This window comes from Clostridium tarantellae, from assembly GCF_009295725.1.
Taxonomy (GTDB): domain Bacteria; phylum Bacillota; class Clostridia; order Clostridiales; family Clostridiaceae; genus Sarcina; species Sarcina tarantellae.
Window position 1 is genome coordinate 1 of record NZ_WHJC01000087.1, and the last position, 12,265, is coordinate 12,265.

Sequence of the window (12,265 nt, forward strand, 5' to 3'; positions counted from 1 at the left end):
CTTAGGAAACTGTGTTTTACTATTTTTTCTTTGTAATGCTAAAAGAGAAATATTTTGCTCTAATGCAAGTTGTTTACCTATTTCTGTACTAACATATCCTTTATCTCCTATGATTTTAATGTCTTTATAAGACTCTGTTAATTCCCATAAAGCATCTCTATCGTCGACATTAGCAGCAGTTAATATAAAGTCTGTTATAAACCCTTTTGTAGTAATTAATGCATGTAATTTTAAACCAAAATAACTTTCTTTTTTAGATGCACAATAACCATAAGATGAAATATCTTTAAACGATTTACTAAAATAAGCTCTACCAAAATTACATACGGGAACAGGCATACTGTCTACAATTCTTATAGAATTGTCACCAAATTTATTTTCTGAAAAAAACTTACTTTGTATTTCATAAATTACTGTATATAAGTTTCTTTTTGTTCTATTAAATCTACTTCTATCTCCAATGTTAGGAAATAGTTCTTTAAAATTTTTCTTAACAAAATTGAACCAAGCTTTCTCCGAATCTATAGTCATTGCTTCACCAACTAAGCTTATAGTAATAATTTCTGTATCAGAAAGTTTGCTATCACTTACATTCCTTCTATGCTTAACCTTATTTGGAATTAACTTATTGTAAATATCATCTATAATTACATAAGTTATTGTAAAAAAGTCTTTTAAATTTTCTATTTCTCCTATAAAATAATTATTGTAATCTAACATATTTTCCTCCTATAGTTTGGTTTGTGGTAATTCTTAAATTATAGCAGAAAATATGTTGGATTTTTTATTTTTTCAAAATAACTAGCACAAGACGTTAATTTAATAATATTATATGGAGAGTGAGTAATTTGGCATTAAGAACTTTAATGAAACCAACTATGGACTTTGTCTTTAAAAAAATATTTGGTTCTGAAAATAACAAAGACTCTTTAATATCTTTTCTTAATTCAGTAATTAAACCTAAAGATCCTATAAGGGATGTAAAAATTGAAAATAATGATATAGATAAAGAGTATTTAAGCGATAAATTTAGTAGATTAGATATTAAAGCAACTACGGATAAAGGTGAGTTAATAAATATAGAAGTTCAAGTTAGTAATGAATATAATATGATTCAAAGAACTTTATATTATTGGAGTAAAATATATTCAGATCAGCTTCAAAGCACTGAAAATTATTCTAAATTAGCAAGGACTGTATGTATAAACATATTAAATTTTAAATATTTAGATAATGATAGATTTCATAATGTTTATAGAATGAAAGAAGTTATAACAAATGAAGAACTAACTGATATAGAAGAAATTCATTTCTTAGAATTACCTAAATCAAAAGACCTAGGTATAATAGATTCAGAAAAAGAAGTTGAAAATATAGATTCACTTTTAAAATGGGTAGAGTTTTTAAAAGAACCTGAAAGTCAAGCAGTAAGAATAATTGAACTAACAGATGAATCAATAAGAAAAGCCAAAAGTGAACTATATAAATTAAGTATGGATAAAGAAGAAATAGCAAGATATAGAATGAGAGAAAAAGCAATGTATGATGAAATATCAGCATTAGAAAATTCAGAAAGAAAAGGCAAAATAGAAGGAAAGCTAGAAGTTGCAAAAAATCTATTAGATATTTTAGATAATGAGACTATATCTTTAAAAACAGGCTTGCCTATTGAAGATATTGAAAAACTTAGAAGTTAAAAAACAAGCTATTTTAGGATTTAATTGTGAATTATTTTTCCTAAAATAGCTATTTAATTATGAATATTTTTTATTATATAATAATTTGAATTTATTAATAAATACTACAAATATACTTAATAATAAAAATATAGAAAAAATAGGATTAATATCAAAAGCAAATAAATTTAATATTACTAAAAATATATTTAAAAAGCTATGAACTAAAATTACTATTGTTAAATTATTTGTATAATTATATATAATCCCTAGAATTATTCCTGTAGTTGTAGAAAGTAATTTTAAAATTAAACCACCATGAAAAAGTCCAAATATAATAGCTTGCAATAATATAGCAACAATTGTTGGGAAATTTTGCTTTAATTTTGTAAAAATTATTCCTCTAAAAAGAATTTCTTCATATATTGGAGCTATAAAAGCTATATGAAGAAAACTGTAAAATGTAATTCCATTATTATTAGGAACTTGAATATGGAATATTTTTTCTAAAATCGGTAAAAAAATTAAGTCTGATAATACTATGCTTAATGATAATAGTATTATTAAATAAAAATATTTAAATTTAAATGTTTTTAAATTTAAATATTTTACAGGAGATTTTTTTTCTAATTTTAAAAGAATATAAAAACAAAAAATTGATAATATCAAGCAAATAGTAAAACTGTTATCATCATTAAGATTAAAATAAAGTTGTAAATATGATGTAATAATTATAATTATAAAGAAAGTACATAAATATTTAAGTAGGTATAAAATAGAATTAAATAATTTAAAAGTATAAAAATGTTTTTTCATTTAAATTTCCTCCATAATAAAAAGGGTATTATTTTTAATACCCTTTTTATTATATTTTTAATATTTTCCTCTTATTCCATCAATAAATCCGTTAGCAAAATCCTGCATATTATCCCAATTCTTTCTAACATCTCTATAAATCTCTTTTGTTTCTCTATAAACTTCTCCTACTATAGTACCAGCATTAATTGTTTCAAGAGTTTGATTTTCTAAAATTTCCATATGAATTTACCTCCAATAATTTAATAAACAGGTCTAGCACCTATTGTGTTATACCAAAGTTCTTTGCCTATCCATCTTATGGTATTGCCTACTTTATGACCAAATTTATAATCTTCTTGGCTACCACCATTAATTTTTTGTAATTGTTCTAAGTTAATTTCATCAAAATTTTTTAGATTCATTTCAAATCCTCCGATTTTTAAAATATTTTGATTTTAAAATTTTTCCCGACACAAATATATCACAATTTAGCATAAAAATTACATTTTTGACCTGAAATTGCATTTTTTTGACCTGAAATTGCATTTTTTTGACCTGAAATGAAAAGGATAACAAAATTATTACAATTAAATATATTTTTTGTAATAATTTTGTATATTATTTATAATAAAATTAACATAATTACTATAATATAGTATAAATTAAGAAATATAAATTAATAAATGAAATAGGAGATAAAAATGTTCTTTAAAAAATATCATTGTATAAAACAACATGATTATAAAGATTGTGGATGTGCCTGTTTAGCAACTATATGTAAGCAGTATGGCCTTAAGTATCCTATATCTAAAATAAGAGAAGTAGCTGGTACTGATAAGGAAGGTACTAGTGCTTTTGGATTAATACAGGCTGCTGAGAATTTAGGACTTTCAGCTAAGGGAGTTAAAGCAAATAAAACTGAAGATATATTTGGTGAAATTCCTTTACCTGCTATAGCTCATGTAGTTATAGATAAAACTCTTTTGCATTTTGTAGTAATTCATAAAATAAGTGAGAAAGAAATTATAGTAGCAGATCCAGGTAAGGGAATTGTTAAGTATACCCCTAGTGATTTCTTTCAAATTTGGACAGGGGTATTATTAATTATGACTCCCACTGCTCAATTTAAGAAAGGAAATGAAACTAAGGGGTTATTTTCAAGGTTTTTTGATTTAATAAAACCTCAAAAGAAGTTACTTGCTAATATATTTGTTTCTTCTATATTAATTACCTTATTAGGTATTATAGGTTCTTTTTATTTTAGATTCCTATTAGATGATATAGTTCCTAATAATTTAACAAATACCCTAACTACTATATCTATTGCCTTTATTATTCTTGTGTTATTTAAGGTTATTACAGAAGCTTTTAGAACTCAACTTTTTATACACTTAGGGCAAAAGTTAGATATTCCTTTAATGTTAGGATATTATGACCATGTAGTAAATCTTCCTATGAATTTTTTTGGTACTAGGGAAGTGGGAGAGATAATTTCTAGATTTAATGATGCTTCTAAAATAAGAGATGCTATTTCAGGAGTAACCCTTACTATGATGATTGATACTTTAATGGTTATTGTAGGAGGAGCTATTCTTTTTTCACAGAATCATTTATTATTCTCTTTAACATTAATTCCTTTAATCTTATATGGAATAATAGTATTTATTTTTAAAAGCAAAATTGAAAGTGTTAATAGAGAAACTATGGAGAGTAATGCTAAACTTACCTCTTATTTAGTTCAATCCTTAAATGGTATAGAAACTATAAAGGCTTTTAATGCAGAGAGAGAAGTTAATCTAGAAACTGAAAAGAGATTTATAAAGCTAATAAAAAATGTATTTAGAAATGGTTCTATAAATAACTTTCAAGGTTCTTTAAAAAGTGGAGTAAAATCAGTTTTTGGCATAGCCATATTATGGATAGGAACTGTTCAAGTTTTAAAAGGTAATTTAACCTTTGGAGAGCTTTTAACATTTAATGCTTTACTTGCATACTTTTTAAATCCTATAGAAAACATTATAAATCTTCAACCAACCTTACAAACAGCTATAGTTGCAGGGGACAGATTAGGTGAAATACTTGATTTAAACTTAGAGAAATCCATGGATGAACATAAAAAAATAAAACCTGCTACTTTAAATGGAGGAATAACCTTTAAAGATGTAGATTTTAGATATGGTACAAGAAAATTAATATTAAAAAATATAAACTTACATATAAAAAATGGAGAAAAAATAGCTTTAGTTGGAGAGAGTGGTTCAGGTAAGACTACTTTAGCAAAACTTTTAATGAATTTTTACCAGTGTGAAAAGGGAGAAATTCTTATAAATGACTATAACATAAAAGATATAAATATAGAGGCTCTAAGGGATAAAATTGCTTATATATCTCAAGAAACTTTCCAGTTTAATGGAACTATAATAGAAAATTTAACTTTAGGAAATCCATACTTAACCTATGAAGAAATTATAGATGCTTGTAAAAAGGCTCAAATCCATGATTTTATTAATTCATTACCATTAAGATATAACACTTTAGTTGAAGAAAATGGTTCTAATTTCTCAGGAGGACAAAAACAAAGGCTATCCATATCAAGAGCTATTCTTAGAAAGCCTGAAATACTTATTATGGATGAAGCTACAAGTAGTTTAGATACTATAACAGAGAAAGCCATTGAGAAAACTATAAATGAGTTTAGTGAAGGTATAACAACCATAGTAATTGCACATAGATTAAGTACCATAATGAGATGTAATACCATTTATGTTTTAGAAAAGGGAGAAATATTAGAACAGGGTTCTCATAGGGAACTACTTAAAGCACATGGTAGATACTATAACCTTTGGAAGGATCAATTACCAGAGTTTGAACTTGATGTGGTAGAAAAAGCAAGGGTGGTGACTATGAATGAAGCTTAAAATTGTAGATATAAATGATATTACAGATGGTAGAGAGATTATGGAGTCAAAACCTCATGCTTTCACTCTTATATTTATGTATATATTAATAGCCTTAATTTCAGCTTTTCTTATGTGGTCTTGGTTTTCTGAAAAAGAAATAATAGTAAAAGTTTCAGGTATAGTACGCCCTAGCGATAAAATTTTTGCAATTTCTAATGAAGTTCCTGGTACCATAAAGGAAATAAAATTTAAAAATGGAGAAAAGGTAAGTAAAGGTGATGTGCTATATTCCATAACTTCACCAGAATTAATGGATAAGAAAAAACAACTAGACAATAGCTTAAATACTTTAAATGCTGATGTAGATAATTTAAACAAGCTATCTAAATCAGTAAAGGATGATACTAATTATTTTAATAAAGATAATGAAAGTGAAAAAAGTTATTATTACAAATTTCAAAGCTATAAAGCAAGTAATAAAACTAATTCTGTTGATATTGAAGCCTTAAATGGCAATAAAAATTCAATAAATGGTAAAATTAATTCATTAAATTCTTTAATAAATTCAGTAAATAACAATACAGATTATACTGAGAAAAATACCATATATAGCTCTCAGTTTGAAGCCTTTAAGCTTTCACAAAAGGAAATAGATACGAAAATAAGTGAATTAAATAGCTTATATAATGCTTCGAAAAATAAAGGAGCTTCTCAAGAAGAGTTAAATAGCATAAAAGAACAAATTGATAATAGCAATACTTTGATAAAAAAGAATAAAGCAGACTTTATTATTAAAGTTCAAAGCTCTATTAATGAATTAAACAATGAACTAAATAATATAGATACCAACTTAAATAAAATAAATGAAGATGGTAAGTTATCTTTAGATAAAAATAAAAATACTATCTTATGTCAAATTGAAGATGGTATAAAAGGCGATAAAGAAAAAATTACTGAAATAAACACTGCTTTAGAAAGTATAAATAATAACATAAATAACTGCGAAGTAAAAGCCAATACAGATGGTATTTTAGATATGAAAGCACAACTAGAACCAGGTATGATGATACAACCAGGAGCCATGGTAGGAAATATAATACCTGATAACAACAGCTATAATATAGATTTAATGATACCAGATAAAGATATAGGAACTATAAAAACAGGACAATCTGTAAAATATAGTTTCCCTTCACTACCATATCAAGAATATGGCTTTTTAGAAGGATTAGTAAGTAATCTAAGTGCTGATTCTAATATGGATACTAAAAATGGACTTGCTTTCTATACTGGAGTAGGTACTGTAAGTAAAGATTCTTTATCAAGTCACAAAGGAGAAGAAAATAAAATAAAAGCAGGAATGACCTGTGAAGCTAGAATAGTAACTAGAAAAGAAAAAATGTTATTTTATTTTTTAGAAAAATTAGGTCTAAAAGATTAACTTGGGGTAGCATCCTATTTTTGCGGATTTTACCCGTTAAGAAATAATTTTGATGATTTGTTTTAATTAAGTTTACCCTATTGGAACAATAACCAAGTTAAGTAAAATCAATGCTTTGAGGTGTCCTAATAGACTTATACCACAACAATTTTTAAATTTAACAAATCTATGATTTGATAGTTTGTCAATGAAATACTCAAATCGCTACAACCATTGGATTTACTAGCTTAATTTTGCTTAAAGGGTAAAATCCGCATTTTTAGGACTCTACCCCTTATATTTTTTACATTTACACTTATTTCTTCTGAATTATAAATAAATTTAATATTTTTTATTGATTTATCAGTATTGTTTATTACTTTTACAATTGTTGTCCATCCATATCCCAAACCACTCATACATTCATCCTCCATAAAATATAATTTACATATTTTTCTATATTGATTATAACAAAAAAAGGTATATAATCCTATATACCTTGAAAAATTAAAGTACTACTAAGAATTACTTTAGTAGTACTTTAATTTTATAATGGAGCACCAACGAAATCTCATACTCTAAAATCAAAATTAGAAATGTTTGATGAATTAATATGTTATTATAGTAAAATAATCATTTGATTATAAGCTTATTTTATTGTAAAAAAGGAGAGTGTCAATTGATAGGAAAATTAAAGGACAAGTATAAAATATTGATAATATACTTTATTACCACTATTATAAATATGATAATAGCGGCATTACTTGTGAAAGATGAACGTATACCCTTTTACTTAGAAAATTATATATGGGTAGCAATTTTATTTACTATATTATTCTTAATATTAATAAAGTTGTTTAAAGTAAAATTTAAATCAGTATTAATATTTTTAGCAATAATTATGTTTCTACTTACATTTTATCTTCTAAACTTAAACGATTTTTCTTTCATTACAGGTAGTACACCTGAGAATGGTATTATATTGTCTAGCATGGGTTTTATTGCTATTTATACAACATTACCATTTAAATCTTTAATATTCTTTTTACAAGCATATGATATGATTAACTTAGCATATATCATAATACCAATATATATGCTATTATTAGTTTTTCTTAGTTATATTACACTTAAATTTAAGGTTAAAACTAGAAAAGTAAATAACAATATGAATTAAAAGTAGTGGTAGTAGTTAGAGAAGGTTTTATACTATATTTTAAATATAAACTCTATGTACAATTTAACTAAGTTGAAATAAAAGCAATACTTAGAATTACTTTAGTAGTGCTTTATGTTTTTCAAGGTATAGTTTAATGAGAGATTTTATAAAAAATATTAGTTAAGGAAAGTGAAGTTTTATGAATAAAAAACTTACTAAAAAAGAATTAGTTAAATTAGTTAATCAAATCAGACATCCTAAACAAGGCGAAACTAGTGAAGTATTAGATAAAAAATTAATTATTATTGAGCAAAATGTTTTAGACCCTGAAATTTGTGACTTAATATTTTTGACAGATTTTTCTGATGAAGAAGTTATAGAAAAGGCTTTACAATATAAAGCTATAATATTATAAGCACTACTTAGAATTACTTTAGTAGTACTTTAATGTTTTTCAAGGTATACCATAAGTAACACTTAGTATTACTTATAATTACTTGTTAAAAATCTCTTAAAATTTATATAAAAAACATATGTAAACTTAAATCTAAGCACTTTTAAAACATAAAATTATTAAATTTAATACAGTTCAAAAATCAGAAATTGTATATGTGATATGTTCTTAATTTGATGTGGTATTAACTTTACAGCCTAATTTAAGTTTGCAAATAATTAAATCACTTTAAAATGAATCAAAACCCATTTTAAAAGGTTTTATTTTATTTAATGATAATACTTGCATATAGATATAAAAAACGTTTTAAGAAGGTTTTAGGCACTTTAAAGCATTATAGTACAAAAAAATAATATAATAATTTCAGAAAAATATAAATTATATTAAAAAGCTTGTTTTTCTATTTTAAATTTATATAGAAAAACAAGCTTTTAAAAATTTTCATTACACATTCTTTAATTATCTTTTTTATAACTTAAAAAATCAATAACTTTAGCAGTACCTTTATTAGGTGTAAGTAAATCTTGAATAATAACACTTATTTCAGCTTTTGTGTAAGTTTCTAGCTTATATGGTCCATCTGTACCATTAATTTTTTTATAAAGCTTATTAGCATAATTAATTTGTTTTTCAGTTGCCATTTCTGTATCAATCTTTTTTTGTAAATTAGCAACACTTTTTTCTAATCTAACTTTAAAAAGAGCTTCAATATCTTGTAGAAGTTCATTATCCAAAGCAAATTCTTTAGAAATACGACCTTTATTTAAATAATAACGAATACTATCTTCTAATTCAGTACTACAATCAAGCCATTCCTTATAAATATCAGTAGTTTTGATAGATTTATAGTTATTATAAGATATAGATGATTTTATGAAATTATTTATACTACCACTAAGCTTTCTTTTATAATTTGAATCTAAATCTAAATATTTAATAATAAGCACCCCATCTCATAATTATTCTAAGTAATAGAATATCAAAATATAAAATAAAAACTCAAGCTAAAACCTAATGTTTATATTTTTAAATTTATTATAGTAAATACAACCACAACATTTTATACTGTAGTAGTATTTAAACTGTATTTAATGTATTTAATTGTATTTAATGTATTTAGACATGCTTCAAACAGGCATGAATGCTAAGTTTTTAAAGCCTAAATAGTACCTTTTACATTTTAAATAGTACCTTTTACATTTTAAATAGTACCTTTTACATTTTAAATAGTACCTTTTACATTTTAAATAGTACCTTTTACATTTTAAATAGTACCTTTTACAAAATTGGTACTAAGTTGTAAAATAATAATTATAATTTTAGTTTAAAGGTAGGGACAATATGAATAATGAAGTATTATTTAAACCTAATAGTATAATATTAGCAAGTGCTAGTGAACAATTAACTGCATCTGAATATAAGTTATTCGATGCTTTGTTACAAAGATGTCAATTTATTAAAGATTTTAAAATGAGAAAGGCTGTATTGAGTAGAGAAGAAATAAAAACATATATTAAAGATACTAGAAATAATACTATTGATGGCATATCATTAATTTTAGAAAGATTTATGAAAATAATAATAAGATTTAAGATAAACAATAAGCGTATTGGAGCTACTTTAATAAGTAAATATGAATATAATCCAATAACAGACGAATTTATATGTAGTATGCATGAAGAAGTTTATATAGCATTAATAGAATATAATAAAATTGGATACTCTCCTATAGATTTAAAAATGGTTAGAAGAGCTAAAGGATATTATACTCAAAGAGTATATGGAATGTTAAGGATTTGGAGTAAACCTAATTTGAAAGTTATATATACATATACTTTAGAGGAATTAAAAAGTATTTGCGAAATAGAATCAGGTACAAGCTATGATGTATATGGGAATTTTAAAAAGAAAGTTCTTAATCCAGCTATAAAAGAAATTAATGAAAAATTAAATATGGATGTTTCTTTTACAGAAAATAAAGTTAGTAGATCAGTAGTATCTATAACTTTTTGTATAGAAGATCATGAACCACGCCATTATAATTTTAAAAAAATAGATAGTGATGGAGATGAAAATAAACTTTTAAAAGAACAAATAAGTATAACGGACACACCTAAAGAAGTGGCAACAAATGTTCCAGTTGTAGATGTTGAAGAAATAGTATCATCTGCAACCATGAAAGCTATAGAAGAATTACAAATAAATAAAATAAAAATATCAGCTAAAACGTTAGAAAGAAATTTAAACGCCTATGGTGAAGATATATTTAATAGAGCTATTAACATTCTTATAGGTAAAAAAGAAGAAGGAGAAAAAATTAAAGCTCCTGTAAAATTTCTTACTGGTATATTAGAAAATTTAAAAACAAAAGATGAAATAGCAGCAACAAAAGCTGAAAATGAAAATATTAAAACTTTAAATTTTACTAATTACTCTCAACGAGAATATGATTATGATTCTTTAGAAAAGCAGTTGTTAGGTTGGGATGAATAATTAAAAGTAATAGACTTAATCTTATAAAAACAGATTAAGTCTATTACTTTTTTAAAGGAAAAATAAATTTAAAAAATCATTTATCTTATTAAATAATTAATCAATAAAAAATTTAAAAAATTTAAAAAAAGTAAAATTAAATACTATAAAAAGTATTTAAGAAAGAGAAAAAAATTTAAATTAATAAAAAGAATTTTATCTAAAAAAATAAAAAAACATAACTAACTGTAAAATTTAATAAACATATTTTAAAATAAAATGTAGAGTATATGATTTTAAAATATATAATTTTTATTAATACTTTTTTGGAACCATTAATAAATTTTAAGAATTTTTTAGATTGAAAATAAGAAAAAAATGAATTATTCCCTCACCCAATAATGGATTATAAAAATAATTTTTAGTATAAAAAAATAGTTAATCTTTTTATTGGGGTAGAGCATAAGGGGAAATTGTCCCCACACAAGGTGGAGACCTAGGCAGTGCCTAGGATTTCCATGGGTACATGAAAGTATAAAAAAACACACAACTGACCCACGCTTGACACACAAAAAACACACGAAAAACACACAACTGACCCACAAAATTACAAGTTTTATATTCTAAAAATAAGAGGAATTTAAACAAAAAACAAATAAAAATTGTATAGTTTTTGTTTAAAATAATATAAAAATAAAATAATTTTTAAGCTAAAAAAAGAAAAAGTTTAATGAAAAAATATTACTCTAATATATAATTTTAAAATCAAATTTAATAGGAATTAATGTTATAAATAGAAATAAATTAATCAAATAATAAGATTAAATACAAGCTAAATTAGTTTTTAAAATTACAGATGTTAAAAAAATAAATTATAAATTTTATTACCTTATTTTTAAAAAAAATATTAATTTAATGTCATTATAGATTGAATTTTTTACACTAAAATGAATTAAATTTATCGCTGATGTAATATAAAAATTAAAAGAGAAATTAGATTTTTATGAGCAAAAATTATTTTAAAAATACAAATAAATATAAAATAATATGAGTTATATATGAAATTTTTTAACATCAGTATTTAAAATAAATTGTTCATAAATTAAAAATAAACAACTAAAAATTATAAATTACATAAGAGAAAATTGTGATGAAAATTTTAATTTTTGGTTAATAATTTTATAGTAATATTGAAAATTAGAGAGCTAAATAAATATTTTTTTTGTATTAAAATTTTTAAAAAGGACTTATTAATTAAGCAATGTCATTAAGTTAAGAAAAGTTATATTGTTTATTTTAGAATTGCAAGGTATAGAAATATATCTTGCTCTTTTTTTCAGAAAAAACTTGACAAGTCTATAGAAAAATGCGGCGTAGCCCCTTAAA

General features: G+C 23.7%; 12 protein-coding genes. 6 read left to right on the forward strand and 6 right to left on the reverse strand.

Annotation, left to right across the window (positions count from 1 at the left end; genetic code table 11):
- Positions 1 to 720, reverse strand: a 720-nt coding sequence (locus tag GBZ86_RS07600; protein ID WP_152889306.1) for an IS982 family transposase, incomplete at its 3' end; no start/stop codon positions are given.
- A gap of 128 nt (positions 721 to 848) precedes the next feature.
- On the opposite strand from GBZ86_RS07600, the gene GBZ86_RS07605 reads away from it, so the two are divergent.
- Positions 849 to 1,697 (forward strand): Rpn family recombination-promoting nuclease/putative transposase, encoded by an 849-nt coding sequence (locus tag GBZ86_RS07605; RefSeq protein ID WP_152889308.1) that lies wholly within the window; start codon positions 849 to 851, stop codon positions 1,695 to 1,697.
- 57 nt (positions 1,698 to 1,754) lie between these two features.
- Here the strand turns inward: GBZ86_RS07605 and GBZ86_RS07610 are convergent, their stop codons facing one another.
- Genes GBZ86_RS07610 through GBZ86_RS07615 form a run of 3 tightly spaced genes read right to left on the reverse strand, consistent with a single transcriptional unit; the run spans position 1,755 to position 2,896 of the window.
- The gene (locus GBZ86_RS07610) at positions 1,755 to 2,492 is read right to left on the reverse strand and encodes a CPBP family intramembrane glutamic endopeptidase (protein WP_152889310.1); all 738 of its coding nucleotides are present in this window, start codon (positions 2,490 to 2,492) and stop codon (positions 1,755 to 1,757) included.
- A 57-nt stretch (positions 2,493 to 2,549) separates the two neighbouring features.
- The gene (locus GBZ86_RS17085) at positions 2,550 to 2,714 is read right to left on the reverse strand and encodes a hypothetical protein (protein WP_170272181.1); all 165 of its coding nucleotides are present in this window, start codon (positions 2,712 to 2,714) and stop codon (positions 2,550 to 2,552) included.
- Positions 2,715 to 2,734: 20 nt separating this feature from the next.
- Positions 2,735 to 2,896 (reverse strand): bacteriocin-type signal sequence, encoded by a 162-nt coding sequence (locus GBZ86_RS07615; protein WP_152889312.1) that lies wholly within the window; start codon positions 2,894 to 2,896, stop codon positions 2,735 to 2,737.
- A 279-nt stretch (positions 2,897 to 3,175) separates the two neighbouring features.
- Between GBZ86_RS07615 and GBZ86_RS07620 the strand changes: the two genes are divergently transcribed.
- On the forward strand, positions 3,176 to 5,392 hold the full coding sequence (locus tag GBZ86_RS07620; protein ID WP_152889313.1) for a peptidase domain-containing ABC transporter: 2,217 nt from the start codon (positions 3,176 to 3,178) through the stop codon (positions 5,390 to 5,392).
- Complete coding sequence (locus GBZ86_RS07625) at positions 5,382 to 6,815, forward strand: beta-barrel domain-containing protein (protein WP_152889315.1); 1,434 nt, start codon at positions 5,382 to 5,384, stop codon at positions 6,813 to 6,815. Before GBZ86_RS07620 ends, GBZ86_RS07625 begins: the two co-directional genes overlap by 11 nt.
- A 227-nt stretch (positions 6,816 to 7,042) precedes the next feature.
- On the opposite strand, the gene GBZ86_RS17090 is transcribed toward GBZ86_RS07625, so the two are convergent.
- Complete coding sequence (locus GBZ86_RS17090) at positions 7,043 to 7,213, reverse strand: hypothetical protein (RefSeq protein WP_170272182.1); 171 nt, start codon at positions 7,211 to 7,213, stop codon at positions 7,043 to 7,045.
- A gap of 260 nt (positions 7,214 to 7,473) precedes the next feature.
- On the opposite strand from GBZ86_RS17090, the gene GBZ86_RS07630 reads away from it, so the two are divergent.
- Positions 7,474 to 7,971: a hypothetical protein gene (locus tag GBZ86_RS07630; RefSeq protein ID WP_152889317.1), complete on the forward strand. Its 498-nt coding sequence runs from the start codon at positions 7,474 to 7,476 to the stop codon at positions 7,969 to 7,971.
- Between the two features lie 181 nt (positions 7,972 to 8,152).
- Complete coding sequence (locus tag GBZ86_RS07635; RefSeq protein ID WP_152889319.1) at positions 8,153 to 8,368, forward strand: hypothetical protein; 216 nt, start codon at positions 8,153 to 8,155, stop codon at positions 8,366 to 8,368.
- Positions 8,369 to 8,862: 494 nt separating this feature from the next.
- Here GBZ86_RS07635 and GBZ86_RS07640 read toward each other — a convergent pair whose 3' ends face one another.
- A complete protein-coding gene (locus GBZ86_RS07640) occupies positions 8,863 to 9,354 on the reverse strand; it encodes a hypothetical protein (protein ID WP_152889321.1) in 492 nt (163 codons plus the stop codon).
- A gap of 394 nt (positions 9,355 to 9,748) precedes the next feature.
- Here GBZ86_RS07640 and GBZ86_RS07645 point away from each other — a divergent pair, with 394 nt between their 5' ends.
- Positions 9,749 to 10,900, forward strand: a complete 1,152-nt coding sequence (locus GBZ86_RS07645) for a replication initiation protein (protein WP_152889323.1) — start codon at positions 9,749 to 9,751, stop codon at positions 10,898 to 10,900.
- Positions 10,901 to 12,265 lie beyond the last annotated feature (1,365 nt).

Bases quoted from the DNA above. Each gene is read 5' to 3' on its own strand.
- GBZ86_RS07610 (WP_152889310.1), bottom strand. From the start codon at position 2,492: ATGAAAAAACATTTTTATACTTTTAAATTATTTAATTCTATTTTATAC.
- GBZ86_RS17085 (WP_170272181.1), bottom strand. From the start codon at position 2,714: ATGGAAATTTTAGAAAATCAAACTCTTGAAACAATTAATGCTGGTACT.
- GBZ86_RS07615 (WP_152889312.1), bottom strand. From the start codon at position 2,896: ATGAATCTAAAAAATTTTGATGAAATTAACTTAGAACAATTACAAAAA.
- GBZ86_RS07620 (WP_152889313.1), top strand. From the start codon at position 3,176: ATGTTCTTTAAAAAATATCATTGTATAAAACAACATGATTATAAAGAT.
- GBZ86_RS07625 (WP_152889315.1), top strand. From the start codon at position 5,382: ATGAAGCTTAAAATTGTAGATATAAATGATATTACAGATGGTAGAGAG.
- GBZ86_RS17090 (WP_170272182.1), bottom strand. From the start codon at position 7,213: ATGAGTGGTTTGGGATATGGATGGACAACAATTGTAAAAGTAATAAAC.
- GBZ86_RS07635 (WP_152889319.1), top strand. From the start codon at position 8,153: ATGAATAAAAAACTTACTAAAAAAGAATTAGTTAAATTAGTTAATCAA.
- GBZ86_RS07645 (WP_152889323.1), top strand. From the start codon at position 9,749: ATGAATAATGAAGTATTATTTAAACCTAATAGTATAATATTAGCAAGT.